This is a genomic window from Nesterenkonia populi (assembly GCF_007994735.1).
GTDB classification, from domain to species: Bacteria; Actinomycetota; Actinomycetes; order Actinomycetales; family Micrococcaceae; genus Nesterenkonia; species Nesterenkonia populi.
Map to the genome: position 1 here is coordinate 1155791 of NZ_VOIL01000001.1, position 13692 is coordinate 1169482.

The window sequence follows — 13692 nt, forward strand, 5'->3', positions numbered from 1 at the left end:
TTGGTACTTTTGCGGTGTAAGTGGAATCACATCAGAGTGAGGAGTCCCCGCGTGGCTGAGGCACATATCCCGCCATTGGCGTTTCGAAGCCAGAACGTGGCAGTCATGCTGGCGGCCCACCTTGAGAAGCTGATCGCCACTGGAATCCTGGCCCCAGGTGCAAAATTGCCAGCGGAACGCGAGCTGGCTAAGACTCTTTCCGTATCGAGAGCTTCTCTCAGAGAGGCGCTTTACGACCTCGAAGCCAAGAATCTGGTGGAGCGTCGTCCCGGACGGGGTACTCATGTGGTTGAGCAGGGAAGCCATGTTCAGGCATTGCAGGATCTCTCCTCCAGCCGATACGGGCAAGACAGCGCCGCGGAGCTTCGGAGGTTGGTCGAACCATCTGTGGCCGCTCTCGCCGCCCAGCGGGCAACCGAGTCGAACTTGGTGCAGTTGCGGGATGTGATTGATCGAAGCCGGCATGTACGTACCGCCGCGCATTCCCTAGAGTGCGATCGCGAATTTCATCTGCTCCTGGCGCACGCAACCTTCAACCCCTTGATTACTACGTTGCACAGCATGACCACGGAATGGACCATCGAGCTGCGGACACATTCGCACACAACCCAAGAGGGACGTTCGTCCTCGCTGAGAGGACATGAGGAGATCCTGGCTGCAGTGGAAGCGCATGATGCGGGTGTAGCAGCGGAAGCTATGCGGCGTCACTTGGACGAGGTGAGATCGCTCATCGCCGAAGAAGTCCCTCCAACAGGGGGCGCCGCCTGAGGCGCTCGCAGTGCTAGCTGATCAAGGAGCTGTGGACCTATGGGGAGAGCCGGCTGGCCGTCCGATTCGTGTATGAGTGGCACGACGCCGCAGGGAGCTGGTTCCGCTCGCATGGCAACGAGAACTGGGAGTTGGCGGGCAACGGGCTGATGCAGCGTCGGGTCGCTTCGATCAATGATCAGGCCATCCGTGAGAAGGACCGGCTCTTCCGCTGGCCCTCCGGTCCGAGGCCGGCTGATCATCCCGGACTGACAGAGCTTGGCCTCTGACTGTTCTCCACAGTTTCCCCGTGCGGAGTAGCGCGAGGCGTGCGGGTCGGGCTAGTCTCATGCGAACGCCGGGGAACGGAGGGGTTTCTGCTCCCGGGCGGCACGAACGGAACTTTTGGACGGAACGGACTTTCCTGTGCTTCCACGCACCCTCAGCACAGCTGTGCTCACTGCCAGCACCTCAGCCCTGACATTCCTGCTCCTCACCGCCTGCGGCGGTGAGGCAGAAACGAGCGAGGCGGCCTCCTCAGCAGAGCCCGACGCCGATACCTCAGAAGCACCGCAAAGGGACAGCGGAGCGGAGGAAGAGGACGAGGACAGCGCGCCCATCCCAGCCTCCTCAGACGGCCCCGCCCAAAACTGGCCCGAGCCAGAGATCCCTGAGGAAATCTACGAGGAGACCGAAGGGGGAGCGGAGGCCCTCCTTTATTACTGGTGGGAAGTGCTGAACTACGCCCGGAACACGGGAGACACAGACCTGCTTGAACAGTTCTCAAGCGGTGAGTGCATCTACTGCCAACACGAGGTCGACCTCACCCGAGAGCTTTACGACGAGGAGAACGGGTGGTGGGTAAATGAGGCTCCGGCCATCAACAACACATACTCCCGCCTGGAAGACGATGGGGAGTCGTTTTACATCTTCACCCTCGACTCCAAGCCTTTTGAGCTCTATATCGACGGAGAGCACGATTATACGGCGGACGATCCACACACAGATGTCGGTTGGACGGGCTGGGGTGAGTTCAACGGTGAGCACTGGGTGACGAGCGAGCTCCAAATCGTCGACCCAGAGCAGGTTGGGGAGCAGGAGGAAAGCGGATGAGACGGAGGCGCCGGAATCAAAAGCTCCGAGTCCTAGATGCTGGAGTACTTGTGCTCTTTGTTGCATCAGGGGTGTTCTTCATTGCCGAGCCACCTGCACTGGCATCGGGGGAAGTATCGAACTCCTCGGAGACTGACTTCCGCGGTTTCGAAGGAAACCGCAACTTCAGTGTTCGCGGCCAGCAGCGGAACACGGAGCAAACGGAAAGGCCTGGGAGCATCGACAATTCGGAGAGCAGCGTGAGCGTTCCCGCCCTACCGCGTGTGGGAGGTGGCGGGGACTCCCCGGCCCCGATGCATCCCGACGAGTTGGAGTTGTTGTCGTCGAACCCTTGCCTCATTGACGCCACCACTATTGATCATGACTGCATGCAGGCATCCAATGCTGCCTGTGGGCCGTCTTCTGAGAATGATGGGGAAGCGGGCGAAGAAGACACCTTCAACCAGCTTGGATTAGAGCGTCCTATGGTCTCGGGGTGCGCAGCACCCGATGCGCCCTCCGCTGGAGATCCAGAGCTTCCTGATGCCGATGAGCCCGTCGACCCGGCGGTCCTCATTCACTCCGAAGTGGCCGAAGAGTTCGCGCAGCTGACCCTCGACGTCGGTGGGGTGCAGTATGACGCCGACGGACTGGGCTTCGGATACCGGAACCAGCCGTTGAACGTCTTCGTCGACGGAGACGTGGAGACCTTCACGGAGGAGATGTTCGGCTTCGATGTCACCATCCGGGCGATCCCCTCCCAGTTCCGGTTCAACTACGGCGACGGCTCCGGCGACCGGCTCCTGAACACCCCGGGTATGGACCGGGTCGACTACGCAGAGCTCACCGGCCAGCCCACTGACGAGTACATCGAAACCCCCACCAGCCACGTCTACGACGAGACCGGGACCTTCGAAGTCAACGTAACCACCACATACACCGGCGAATACCAAGTGGAGGGAGGACCCTGGATCCCCATCCCCGGCACAGTCACCGCAGAAGCGGACCCGGGCGAATCAGACATCTGGCGGATCAGAAGCGCCCCCGTCTCAGGGGACTGCGAACACTCATCCCAATGGGGATGCGGAGAAGCCTTCGACGGCGAAACGCCGCAGATCTTCGTCGAAAACGGCTGGTGCGAAGAGACCGGCCGCTGCTGAGCGAACCTCAGCCGCCCGCGAAGGGCGGAAGGATGTCCAACCGGTCGCCGTCGTTGATCACACCAGACTCCCGCTTCGCGCGAGTCCCATTGACCAGGAAACTCGACCGCGCACACACCCGCTCCATCGACGGCGCCGAACCATCCCCGGCAGGGAGCATCCCCGGCAGCTGGTCCACAAAATCACCCAACGGCATCGCAGTGCGCGGCAGCGGCAGAGTCAGCTCCTCAGCCCCCGCAGCCTCAGCCGCACCCGCATAAAAACGGACCACCACCGACGTGCCGCGAGCCAGCACCGTATCCGTATGCGCAAACGACTCAGTCATCATCACGGTCTCCTCACTCAGCCGCCGATCGCGCTCATCGAACGCTCCGGACGAGAAAAGCCCTCCCGCTCAAAACCAGGACGAGACGAACCATGCGCCGCAGGCTTCGCCCACATCGCACCCGCCCACCGCTGCGCAACATCATCATCAGACTTGGTGTCATCACGCAGCAGATGCATGAGGTCATACTCCTCCGCGGAGAACAAGCAGCTCATCACCCGGCCTTCCGCAGTCACCCGGGTCCGAGTGCACGCGGAGCAGAACGGCTCCGTCACGCTCGCAATCACACCCACACGCCCCAGCAGCTCACCAGAGCCCTGATCCTGCACATCGAAGCGCTCAGCCGGAGCGCCGTCCCGGTTCTCCTGAGTGGGGGAGAGGTCATACCGCTGAGACAGCAGCGCCCGCGTCTCCGCCGCAGAAACAGTCCCCTCACGCTTCCAATTCTGATCCGCGTCCAAAGGCATGTGCTCAATGAACCGCAGCTCAAAGCCGTTCTCCAAGCACCATGCCAGCAGATCCGCAGCCTCGGCATCATTGATCCCGCGCATCAGCACCGCGTTCACCTTCAACGGAGTCAGCCCCGCCTCAGCCGCAGCGTGCACACCCACCAGCACCTTCTCCAGCTGATCACGGCGAGTCAGCTGCGCAAACGTCTCCTTATGGATGGAGTCCAGAGAAATATTCACCCGATCCAAGCCGGCATCCGCCAAAGCCTGCGCCTTCTTCTCCAGACCGATCGCATTCGTCGTCATCGCGATCGGCAGGTCCGGGTGCTCCGCGCGGATCCCCGCGATCACATCCACCAAATCGTGCCGAACCAGCGGCTCACCACCAGTCAGCCGCAGCTCCCGCACCCCGAAGGTGTCCACGCCGATGCGCACCAGCCGAACCACCTCATCCAAGGTCATCAGCTGATCCTTCTTCAGCCACGGCAGCCCATTCTCCGGCATGCAGTACGTGCACCGCAGATTGCACTTATCGATCAGAGAGATCCGCAGATCTGTGGCCCGGCGGCCGAACTGATCCACCAGCCCCGCCTCAAGCGGATTCGGAGACGCAGGCGGCGGCTCAGCCCCCGGCACCTTCGGCATGATGGATACGCTGGTCTTCATGACAGGCAATTCTACGGGTCCCAGCTCTGCTGAACAGGGGGCAGAGCCGCTCATCGCGCCGGGTGAACACGGGAATGCCGCAGGTCATCACAACAACGCACCACACCGCGCCAGTGTCGAAGAGCACATCCGCCGCCTCGCCGAAGTGCTCAGCACCGCCCTCCGAGCACGGCGAACCGAGACCCTCCCCATCGGCGCCAACAGGCTCGCCGGACGTGTCAGCGCCCAGCGCATCACCGCACCCATGGGCCTGCCCGGGTTCGACAATTCCCAGATGGACGGGTTCGCCCTCCGTTCCGCCGACCTCGCCCTCCCCGAGGCCGAGCTGCCGGCAGCAGGCATCGCCCCCGCCGGCTCCGCGCCCCAGCAGCTCCCCGAACGAACCGCGATCGCGGTGATGACAGGCGCCCCCATCCCCGACGGCGCGGACCTCGTCATCCCCGTCGAGAAGACCCAGGACGGGTTCAAGGACGCGCAGAGAGGCGGAACCGTCCGATTCCACGGGCTGGCCGCCGAGGACCTCGTGGCCGGCACCTTCATCCGTCGCGCCGGCTCAGACATCGCCGCCGGGGACGTGCTCGCGGAGGCCGGGCAGCGGCTGACCCCAGCGGTGCTCGGCGCGCTCGCCGGCTGCGGCGTCGCCCAAGTCCCCGTCCTCGAGCAGATCCGCACCCTGCTGGTCTCCACCGGAGAAGAGATACGCGCCCCCGGTGAGACCCTCAGCCCAGGGGAGCTGTACGACGCCAACGGCGCCCTGCTCACCGGGGTGCTGGAAGAGCTCGGGCACCAGGTCCGCTCCGCGCAGCTGGCCACCGACCAGCCCGAAAGCTTCGGCGAGCAGCTCGACGCGCTCCTCGCCGAGCACCGGCCGCACCTGCTCGTCACCGTTGGAGGCGTCAGCGCCGGCGCCTACGAAGTCGTCCGCCAGACGTTCGGCCAGCGCGGAGTGAGCTTCGGCTCCGTCGCCCAGCAGCCCGGGGGACCCCAAGGCTGGGGCACCCTTCACACCGGCCAGCACCAGACAGGGGTGATCTGCCTGCCCGGCAACCCCGTCTCAGCGGCCGTGTCGCTGGAAACCCTCGTCAGGCCCGCCCTCACCGACGCGGCCCCAGAGACCCCGCCGCAGCGCCGCATCGAGGTCCGCCTCGCCGAACCGCTGACCTCCAAGCTCGGCGTCGCCCAATACCGCAGGGTCACGCTCCGCCCGGGCAACGGCGGCGAGCCCTCCGCCACGCCCGTGGGCGGGCCCAGCTCGCACCTGCTCGGCCACCTCGCCCGCGCCGACGCCCTCCTCGAACTGACCCCCCAGGACACCGACGTTCCCGCCGGCGCCCCCCGCACAGCCCTGCTGCTTCCCGGACGCAGCGCACCATGACCTGGGCGGACGGGCGTCGACGGGGCTAGGCTGGCAGAGTGACTGAACCGCAGCTCTCCCACGTCCGCGAGGACGGCAGCGCCCACATGGTCGACGTCTCCGAGAAAGCCGCCACCTCCCGCACTGCCCAAGCCCAAGCCGTGGTCGAGACCACCGACGAGGTCACCGCCCTCCTCAGCAGCGGCGGGCTGCCCAAGGGCGACGCGCTCGCCACCGCCCGCATCGGCGGAATCATGGCCGCCAAGAAGACCCCCGAGCTCATCCCGCTCTGCCACCCTCTGCCGGTGACCAACGTGACCGTAGACTTGGAAGTCGGTGCGCCAGCCTCCAACGCCGTCACCATCACCTCCCGGGTGAAGACCACAGGCCAGACCGGCGTGGAGATGGAGGCGCTCACTGCCGCCGCGGTGGCCGCCCTGACCCTGTACGACATGATCAAAGCCGTGGACAAGGCCGCCGTCATCACCGACCAGAAGGTCCTGGCCAAGTCCGGCGGCAAATCCGGCGACTGGGAGAGGTCCTGACATGTTCTATGAAGATCACGACGCCGGCGCCCGGGTGATCGCCCCGGTGATCGTCTCCACCCGCGCCGCCACCGGCCAACGCAAGGACGAGTCCGCACCGGTCATCGCCGAGCTCGCCTCAGAGATCGGGTTCGTCTGCCGACCCCCGGTGATCATCCCCGACGGCGAAGGGGTCCTGGCCGCGCTCTCCGAGCTGCTGGTGCAGACCGAGCCGCAGGTCATCGTCACCTCCGGCGGCACCGGCCTCACCCCTGATGACCTCACGCCTGAGTACACGGTCCCGCTGCTGGACAAGGAGATCCCCGGCATCATGGAGGCTGTGCGCGCCCACGGCCGGGCCCAGAACCCGCTGGCCTCCCTCTCCCGGGGGGTCGCAGGGGTGGCCGGCCGCACCGTGGTCGTCAACCTGCCCGGCTCGCCCAAAGCGGTCCGAGAAGGCATGGAGGTGCTCGTCCCGCTGCTGCCGCACCTGTGCGACCAGGTGGCCGACATCCGCGCCCACGACGACTGGGGCAGCAGAACCCCCACCTCCGAGGTGCCCGAAGGAGAAGCGCCCAGCCATGAGTGAGCAGCACGACGCCGCATCCGCTGAGCTGAGCCGAGAAGGTCTTCGCCCCGGGCAGGGGGAGGAGCCCGCCGAGAAGCGGGTGGTGCACACCTCCATCACCGAGGAGACCCTCAGCCCCGCCGAGGCCGAGGCCGCCGCCCTGGATGAGCGGGCCGGTGCTGTGGTCGTCTTCTCCGGCGTGGTCCGCAACCACGACGGGGGGCAGTCCGTCCAGCGGCTCGACTACTCCTCCCACCCCAGTGCTGAGCAGGTGCTCGCCGAGGCGGCCGCCGATATAGCCGCGAAGTTCCCCGCAGTGCGCATCTGGGCCTCCCACCGGGTCGGCCCGCTCACCGTGGGCGACCACGCCCTCGTGGCCGCTGTCGCCTCCGCCCACCGCCAGGAAGCCTTCGCCGCCTGCTCCGAACTGGTGGAGACCATCAAAGCTGAGGTGCCGATCTGGAAGAAGCAGCAGTTTGAGTCGGGAGCTTCAGAATGGGTCGGCCTATAGCGGGGATTCTGCGACCGGGCCCCGGGAAGCCGCGGCAGCGGTTTTCTGGGTGCGCCGCGGGGCGGACGGGGGCTGTAAGCCTCAGCGAAGAGCCCTCCGTGCGTCTTCGACCATCTCTTTGATGGAGCGCCGGGGGTGCCATCCGAGCCGCTGCGCCGCCTTCTCCCCAGAGGCGACCAGCACCGCCGGGTCCCCCGCCCGGCGAGGGTGCTCCACCGCCGGCACCGGGTGTCCGGTCACGACCCGCACCGCCTCAATGACCTCACGCACACTGGTGCCGGTCCCCGTGCCCAGGTTGAACACCTCGTGGCTCCCCGGCTGCGCCGCTTCCAGCGCCCTCACATGCGCGTCCGCGAGGTCCAAGACGTGGATGTAATCCCGGATGCAGGTCCCGTCCGGGGTCGGATAGTCGGTGCCGAAGATCGCCGCGGCCTCGCGCTCGCCGCCGGCGACTTTCAGCAGGTTCGGAATGAGGTGGGTCTCGGGGTCGTGCCGCTCCGCCAGGACTTGACCGTTATCGGGGAACGCCGCGCCCGCCACGTTGAAGTAGCGCAGGCTGACCGCGGCCAGGCTGTGCGCGGCCGCCTCGGCAGCAAGCATGTGATCGATGGCCAGCTTGGAGGCCCCGTACGGGTTGGTGGGCTGGGCAGGCTCCTCCTCGGTGATGTTCTGCACCTTCGCCTCCCCGTAGGTCGCTGCGGTGGAGGAGAACACTATCCGGTCCACACCGGCCTGACGCATCGCATCCAGCAGGTGCAGGGTCTCCACGATATTTCCGTGCCAGTACCGCTCCGGGTGCGCCACGGACTCCCCGACCAGGGACTTCGCAGCAAAGTGCAGAACCCCGTCGAAGCTGTGGTCAAGCACCTGCCCGGCCTCGCTGATCGCCAGCCGGTGCAGCCGTGCCCCAGCTGGAACGCCGTCGTCGTGCCCGGTGCTCAGGTTGTCCAGCACCTCCACAGTGTGCCCGGCCGCCAGCAGCTGGTAGGCCACCACCGATCCGATGTATCCGGCCCCGCCGGTAACTAAGAGCTTCATTCCTGCCATTAAACCCGACGCCGCGGCAGTGAGCGATAAGGTGGCTCGCATGACTACGCAGATCAAGGTCGCTGTGCTCGGGGCCTCCGGAAGGATGGGCTCCGAGGCGGTGAAGGCCGTGGGCGCCGCCGAGGACATGGAGCTGGTCGCCGCCCTCGGCCGGGGGGACTCGCTGCAGGAGGTCCTCGACGCCGGCGCCACCCACATCGTCGACCTCACCGTCCCCGACTCCACTGAGGCGAACGTCCACTTTGCCGTGGAGAACGGGCTGCACGCCGTCGTCGGCACCACCGGCTGGACCGACGAGCGGGTCGCGGCCCTCCAATCCAAGCTCGCTGAGCACCCGGACGTGGGGGTTCTCATCGCCCCGAACTTCGCGCTCGGCTCGGTGCTTGCCACTGCGTTCGCCGCCAAGGCTGCCCAGTACTTCGAATCCGCGGAGATCGTCGAGCTGCATCACCCCTATAAGGTGGACGCCCCCTCCGGCACCGCTGCCCGCACCGCCTCCCTGATGGGGCAGGCCAGGCGCGACGCCGGAGTGGGTCCCTCCCCGGACGCCACCGAGTCCGACCCGGGCGGGGCTCGCGGGGCCGTCGTCGAGGATGTCCACGTCCACGCGGTCCGTCTGCGCGGACTGGTGGCCCACCAGGAGGTGCTGCTCGGCTCTGCCGGCGAGCAGCTGAGCATACGGCACGACAGCTTCGACCGTGCCAGCTTCATGCCCGGGGTGCTCCTCGGGCTGCGCAAAGCCGCGGAGCACCCCGGCCTGACCCACGGGCTCGACGGCTACCTCAACCTCGGCCTGTGAAGGAAGGCGCACGATGAAATCGAAGTTCTGGACCTTCCTGATGGTGGGGCTGCTGGGGATATTCCTGGTGGCCTCCTGGCTCATCGGCATCCGGTTCCTGCGGACCGGTGACGTGACCGCGCAGCTCATCGGTGCCGGCACCATCGCCCTGACCCTCATCGGCTCCTGGGTGCTGTTCCGAGAGATCAGCTTCGGCCGCGGCATCGAACGCCTCGGCAGCCAGCTCTACCAGGAGGGCGGCCTTCCGGAGGACACCGTGGAGCGATCCCCCGGCGGGCGGGCAGATCGCGCCCAGGCCGACAAGCAGTTCGAGAAGTACAAGGCCCAGGCGGAGGCCAAGCCGGACGACTGGCGCTCCTGGTTCCGCCTCTCCATGGCCTACGACACCGCCGGGGACCGCTCCCGTGCTCGCCAATCGATGCGCAGAGCCATCGACATGGAGCGTGCCGAGCGCACACGTCAGCGCTGAGCTGATCCGGGACTCAGCCGCCTTTCTCCGGCCGTCTAGGGCTTCGGCCCCGCCACGGCCGCAGCGACGCCGGCTGTGGCGGCCTCGAGGGGACCGCGCCGGTCCAGGAGGATCTTCGCCAGGCCGAGGACGAGGAACGTGATGATGAACCCGGCCCAGAGGATCGGTGGTGTGATGGTCTGCTGGAGGCCCTCGTCGGGGGACCAGACATGCAGCACCAGCAGGTGGCCCACGTAGAGGGTCAGCGGCATGGCCCCGGCTCCGGCCAGCGGCGCCATCAGCCAGGGCAGCGCCTTAGCGAGGAGCAGGCAGACGCCGAGCACCAGCATCGAGGTGCTCAGGGTGTGCACCAGATCAGTCGGTGAGCCCTGGTGCGGGGTGACGAGCCCGAACCAGGCAGGGTGGGTGATGAACGGCAGCAGGTGGTCGTTGGTGTCCAGGGCGCCCTGCACTTCGACCGGGTCATACCCGGAGGCCTGCTGCAGGTGGGCGAAGATTCCCGAATTCTGCACCGTCGCCCATCCGACCAGCCAGGTCGCCGCGGCACCGGCGAGCCCAGCCCCGGCGAGAGCGAGGGCGGTGGAGAGCCTGCGCAGATTCAGCCGTCCGATCGCCATGCCCGCGAAGAAGTAGGCCGGCCACACCAGCAGCGGGTAGTACCCGGTGACCACCAGGTCCAGGACGAGGGTGCCGGGGTCCGCAAAGGTCTCGGGACTGTCGGAGAGGTCCAGGAACGTCGGCGAGTGCCACAGCCGCTCCGGGTGGCTGACGGGGGTCTCGCGCAGCGCGTTCTGCCAGAAGTAGAGGGCCGCCGGCCCCAGCAGCGCGAACCCGGCGGCGATCCCGGCCAGCGCCTTGGCCCCCAGTCGCAGGAACGGCAGCGCGAGCAGGAACATCAGCCCATAGTTGACGAGGATCACCGCCACCCCGTGGCTCATCAGCGCCAGCACGCAGCCGATGAGGATGATCAGCACGGCTCGCACGACGACGCTCCGCCGGGTCCAGGACAGCCTCAGCCGGTCAGTGGTGCTTGAGCTCAGCAGAGCCAGTCCGACCCCGGCGAGAACGGCGAAGAGGGCGGCCGAGCGCCCGGAGAAGACCAGCCCGGCGGTGGACGCGGAGCCGTCCGGGTTCTGGGTGCTGATCACGTGGACGCTCATCATCCCGATCAGCGCGACCCCGCGGGCGGCATCGACGCCCCAGAGGCGTCCGGAGGCTTTCCGGGGGTTGGTGCCGGTGCGAGACATCACACGGGTTACAGTACTTTGTATGACCGCTGACCAGGAGACCACCCGCGAGTTCGACCCGTATCTGGCCGAGGGGCAGGTCAAGCACCCCGACCAGACGGATCCGCACTTCGGGCACCTGCTCACAGCGATGGTCACCCCGTTCACCGCGGATGACCGCATCGACTTCGAGGCCTTTGAGGCGCTCGCGCACAAGCTCGTCGAAGAGGGCAACGACTCCCTCGTCGTCTCCGGGACCACCGGGGAGACCTCCACCCTGGAGGACTACGAGAAGGCGGACCTGGTCCGCGCGGCGAAGTCCGCGGTGGGGGACAGGGCCAAGATCATCGCCGGCACCTCCACCAACCACACCAGCCATGACCTCGAGATGGCGGCGAAGGCCGAGCGTGCCGGAGCGGACGGCCAGCTGGTGGTCACCCCCTACTACAACAAGCCCTCCCAGGACGGTGTGCTGGCCCACTACAGGGCCGTCGCCGATGCCGCAGACCTGCCGCTGATGATCTATGACATCCCCGGCCGCACCGGCATCCCGATCGCCACCGAGACCATCCTGAAGCTCGCCGAGCACCCGCGGATCATGTCCCTGAAGGACGCCAAGAACGACATCACCGCCACCACCGAGGTGCTCACCAAGACCGAGCTGGAGATCTACTCCGGAGACGACCAGAACGTCCTGGCCTGGATGGCCATGGGTGCTGCCGGCGTCGTCTCGGTGACCAGCCACGTGGCGTCTCCGACTTTCCGCCGGATGATCGACGCGCTGCTGAACTACCAGCTGAAGGACGCCCGCATCGCCCACGGCGAGCTGGGCCCGGTCATCCGTGCGCTGATGACCCGCGTGCAGGGCGCGGTCTCCTCCAAGCTGACCCTGAACTGGATGGGCTTCCCCATCCGCACTGACGTTCGCCTGCCCCTGGTGCAGGCCAATGAGGCTGAGCAGAAGCTCATCCTCCACGATCTGCGTGAGGCCGGCTGGCAGCTCTGAGCTGCCCTCAGGCCCTCGTTCCTACAGACCCCAAGGAGTCGCCCGTGACGCCCGAAACACTTCTCACCCCGCCCAAGCTGAAGAACGGCACCATGCGCATCGTCCCGCTCGGCGGGCTCGGCGAGGTCGGCCGGAACATGACGGTCTTCGAGCTCCACGGCAAGATCCTGCTGGTGGACTGCGGAGTGCTCTTCCCGGAGGAGGAGCAGCCCGGGGTTGACCTGATCCTGCCGGACTTCAGCTACATCGAGGACCGTCTCGACGACGTCGTCGGCCTGGTGCTCACCCACGGCCACGAGGACCACATCGGCGCGGTGCCCTACCTGCTGCGCAAGAACGACCAGATCCCGATCATCGGTTCCAAGCTGACCCTGGCGCTGATCGAGGCGAAGCTCGCCGAGCACCGGATCAAGCCCTACACGCTCACCGTGGAGGAGGGCGACGTCGAGAGCTTCGGCCCGTTCGAGTGCGAGTTCGTCGCCGTCAACCACTCCATCCCGGACTCCCTCGCCGTGTTCATCCGCTCCGAGGCCGGCAGCGTGCTCCACACCGGAGACTTCAAGATGGACCAGCTGCCGCTGGACGGCCGCATCACCGACCTGCGTCACTTCGCACGGCTGGGGGAGGAGGGCGTGGACCTCTTCCTCTCCGACTCCACCAACGCCCACGTGCCCGGCTTCACCGCCCCGGAGAAGGACATCGGGCCGGTCATCGAATCCTACTTCCGGGATTCCGAGCGCCGGATCATCGTCGCCTCCTTCGCCTCCCACATCCACCGGGTGCAGCAGGTGCTCGACGCCGCCCACAAGCACGGCCGGAAAGTCGCCTTCGTGGGGCGTTCGATGGTCCGGAACATGGGGATCGCCGCGAAGCTCGGCTACCTGGATGTGCCGGAGGGCCTGCTGGTCGACATCAAGAAGGTCGACGACCTGCCCGACCATAAGCTCGTGCTCATGTCCACCGGCTCCCAGGGGGAGCCGATGGCCGCCCTGTCGCGCATGGCCAACGGCGACCACCAGATCCAGGTCGGCGAGGGCGACACCATCATCCTCGCCTCCTCCCTGATCCCCGGCAACGAGACCAGCGTCTACCGGGTCATCAACGGCCTGATGAGGACCGGTGCCGACGTCGTGCACAAGGACAACGCCAACGTGCACGTCTCCGGGCACGCCTCCGCCGGCGAGCTGCTCTACTGCTACAACATCCTCAGGCCCAAGAACGCGATGCCCGTCCACGGCGAGACGCGGCACCTCATCGCCAACGGCAAGCTCGCCGAGGAGACCGGGGTGCTGCCGGACAGCGTGCTGCTCTGCGAGGACGGCTCCGTCGTCGACCTGCGCGACGGGAAGGCCCGGATCACCGGCCAGATCGAATGCGGCTACGTCTACGTGGACGGGTCCAGCATCGGCGAGATCACCGACACCGACCTGAAGGATCGCCGCACCCTCGGCGAGGAAGGCTTCATCTCGGTCATCACCGTGGTGAACCGCCAGACCGGCAAGATCATCTCCGGCCCGGACATCCACGCCCGGGGCGTGGCCGAGGAGGACACCGTCTTCAAGGGCATCAAGCCGAAGATCGAAAAGGCCCTCACCGAAGCGATCCAGTCCAACAAGGAGCACACCACCCACCAGCTGCAGCAGGTGGTGCGCCGCACCATCGGCTCCTGGGTCAGCCGCAAGCTGCGCCGCAAGCCGATGATCGTGCCCGTGGTGGTGGAGACCTAAGCCGCGTATATACACGTCAAGT

The 13692-nt window shown here is 66.6% G+C and carries 16 protein-coding genes; 12 read left to right on the top strand and 4 right to left on the bottom strand.

Features of this window, described 5'->3' with window-relative positions; translation table 11 throughout:
• Positions 1-51 precede the first annotated feature (51 nt).
• The 4 genes from FWJ47_RS05360 (at position 52) to FWJ47_RS05375 (ending at position 2999) form a co-directional block, all read left to right on the top strand.
• Positions 52-768, top strand: a complete 717-nt coding sequence (locus FWJ47_RS05360; protein ID WP_211358969.1) for a FadR/GntR family transcriptional regulator — start codon at positions 52-54, stop codon at positions 766-768.
• Positions 769-797: 29 nt separating this feature from the next.
• Complete coding sequence (locus FWJ47_RS05365) at positions 798-1037, top strand: DUF1348 family protein (RefSeq protein ID WP_281289257.1); 240 nt, start codon at positions 798-800, stop codon at positions 1035-1037.
• Between the two features lie 163 nt (positions 1038-1200).
• On the top strand, positions 1201-1860 hold the full coding sequence (locus FWJ47_RS05370) for a DUF6318 family protein (protein WP_147105147.1): 660 nt from the start codon (positions 1201-1203) through the stop codon (positions 1858-1860).
• Positions 1861-2324: 464 nt separating this feature from the next.
• A complete protein-coding gene (locus FWJ47_RS05375; protein ID WP_147105150.1) occupies positions 2325-2999 on the top strand; it encodes a hypothetical protein in 675 nt (224 codons plus the stop codon).
• Between the two features lie 7 nt (positions 3000-3006).
• Here FWJ47_RS05375 and FWJ47_RS05380 read toward each other — a convergent pair whose 3' ends face one another.
• Together FWJ47_RS05380 and moaA are read right to left on the bottom strand one after the other, a co-directional pair.
• Entirely contained in the window at positions 3007-3327 is a 321-nt protein-coding gene (locus FWJ47_RS05380) for a MoaD/ThiS family protein (RefSeq protein WP_211358970.1), read from the bottom strand.
• A gap of 14 nt (positions 3328-3341) precedes the next feature.
• Positions 3342-4439, bottom strand: a complete 1098-nt coding sequence (moaA, locus tag FWJ47_RS05385) for a GTP 3',8-cyclase MoaA (RefSeq protein ID WP_425465993.1) — start codon at positions 4437-4439, stop codon at positions 3342-3344.
• On the opposite strand from moaA, the gene FWJ47_RS05390 reads away from it, so the two are divergent.
• The 4 genes from FWJ47_RS05390 to FWJ47_RS05405 are packed head-to-tail and all read left to right on the top strand — an operon-like array spanning position 4438 to position 7396.
• On the top strand, positions 4438-5814 hold the full coding sequence (locus FWJ47_RS05390) for a molybdopterin molybdotransferase MoeA (RefSeq protein ID WP_170228495.1): 1377 nt from the start codon (positions 4438-4440) through the stop codon (positions 5812-5814). The genes moaA and FWJ47_RS05390 overlap by 2 nt on opposite strands.
• A gap of 38 nt (positions 5815-5852) precedes the next feature.
• A complete protein-coding gene (gene moaC, locus FWJ47_RS05395; RefSeq protein WP_281289233.1) occupies positions 5853-6338 on the top strand; it encodes a cyclic pyranopterin monophosphate synthase MoaC in 486 nt (161 codons plus the stop codon).
• Between the two features lies 1 nt (position 6339).
• A complete protein-coding gene (locus tag FWJ47_RS05400; RefSeq protein WP_147105156.1) occupies positions 6340-6906 on the top strand; it encodes a MogA/MoaB family molybdenum cofactor biosynthesis protein in 567 nt (188 codons plus the stop codon).
• Positions 6899-7396, top strand: coding sequence for a molybdenum cofactor biosynthesis protein MoaE (locus tag FWJ47_RS05405; RefSeq protein ID WP_147105161.1), 498 nt, complete (start codon positions 6899-6901; stop codon positions 7394-7396). Before FWJ47_RS05400 ends, FWJ47_RS05405 begins: the two co-directional genes overlap by 8 nt.
• An 81-nt stretch (positions 7397-7477) precedes the next feature.
• Here FWJ47_RS05405 and galE read toward each other — a convergent pair whose 3' ends face one another.
• Positions 7478-8434: a UDP-glucose 4-epimerase GalE gene (gene galE, locus FWJ47_RS05410; protein WP_147105165.1), complete on the bottom strand. Its 957-nt coding sequence runs from the start codon at positions 8432-8434 to the stop codon at positions 7478-7480.
• Positions 8435-8483: 49 nt separating this feature from the next.
• On the opposite strand from galE, the gene dapB reads away from it, so the two are divergent.
• The gene (gene dapB / locus FWJ47_RS05415) at positions 8484-9242 is read left to right on the top strand and encodes a 4-hydroxy-tetrahydrodipicolinate reductase (RefSeq protein WP_147105167.1); all 759 of its coding nucleotides are present in this window, start codon (positions 8484-8486) and stop codon (positions 9240-9242) included.
• A 13-nt stretch (positions 9243-9255) separates the two neighbouring features.
• Positions 9256-9711, top strand: coding sequence for a tetratricopeptide repeat protein (locus FWJ47_RS05420; protein WP_147105170.1), 456 nt, complete (start codon positions 9256-9258; stop codon positions 9709-9711).
• A gap of 35 nt (positions 9712-9746) precedes the next feature.
• Here FWJ47_RS05420 and FWJ47_RS05425 read toward each other — a convergent pair whose 3' ends face one another.
• Positions 9747-10958 (bottom strand): heparan-alpha-glucosaminide N-acetyltransferase domain-containing protein, encoded by a 1212-nt coding sequence (locus FWJ47_RS05425; RefSeq protein WP_246126319.1) that lies wholly within the window; start codon positions 10956-10958, stop codon positions 9747-9749.
• A gap of 22 nt (positions 10959-10980) precedes the next feature.
• On the opposite strand from FWJ47_RS05425, the gene dapA reads away from it, so the two are divergent.
• Positions 10981-11943 (top strand): 4-hydroxy-tetrahydrodipicolinate synthase, encoded by a 963-nt coding sequence (gene dapA, locus FWJ47_RS05430; RefSeq protein WP_147105176.1) that lies wholly within the window; start codon positions 10981-10983, stop codon positions 11941-11943.
• Positions 11944-12035: 92 nt separating this feature from the next.
• Positions 12036-13670 (top strand): ribonuclease J, encoded by a 1635-nt coding sequence (locus FWJ47_RS05435; RefSeq protein WP_147109000.1) that lies wholly within the window; start codon positions 12036-12038, stop codon positions 13668-13670.
• The last annotated feature ends 22 nt before the right edge of the window (positions 13671-13692 follow it).

Coding starts and splice junctions, on each gene's coding strand:
- FWJ47_RS05375 (WP_147105150.1), top strand. CDS start 2,325: ATGGTCTCGGGGTGCGCAGCACCCGATGCGCCCTCCGCTGGAGATCCA.
- FWJ47_RS05380 (WP_211358970.1), bottom strand. CDS start 3,327: ATGATGACTGAGTCGTTTGCGCATACGGATACGGTGCTGGCTCGCGGC.
- FWJ47_RS05390 (WP_170228495.1), top strand. CDS start 4,438: ATGACAGGCAATTCTACGGGTCCCAGCTCTGCTGAACAGGGGGCAGAG.
- moaA (WP_425465993.1), bottom strand. CDS start 4,439: ATGAAGACCAGCGTATCCATCATGCCGAAGGTGCCGGGGGCTGAGCCG.
- FWJ47_RS05400 (WP_147105156.1), top strand. CDS start 6,340: ATGTTCTATGAAGATCACGACGCCGGCGCCCGGGTGATCGCCCCGGTG.
- FWJ47_RS05405 (WP_147105161.1), top strand. CDS start 6,899: ATGAGTGAGCAGCACGACGCCGCATCCGCTGAGCTGAGCCGAGAAGGT.
- galE (WP_147105165.1), bottom strand. CDS start 8,434: ATGAAGCTCTTAGTTACCGGCGGGGCCGGATACATCGGATCGGTGGTG.
- dapB (WP_147105167.1), top strand. CDS start 8,484: ATGACTACGCAGATCAAGGTCGCTGTGCTCGGGGCCTCCGGAAGGATG.
- FWJ47_RS05420 (WP_147105170.1), top strand. CDS start 9,256: ATGAAATCGAAGTTCTGGACCTTCCTGATGGTGGGGCTGCTGGGGATA.
- FWJ47_RS05425 (WP_246126319.1), bottom strand. CDS start 10,958: ATGTCTCGCACCGGCACCAACCCCCGGAAAGCCTCCGGACGCCTCTGG.
- dapA (WP_147105176.1), top strand. CDS start 10,981: ATGACCGCTGACCAGGAGACCACCCGCGAGTTCGACCCGTATCTGGCC.
- FWJ47_RS05435 (WP_147109000.1), top strand. CDS start 12,036: ATGCGCATCGTCCCGCTCGGCGGGCTCGGCGAGGTCGGCCGGAACATG.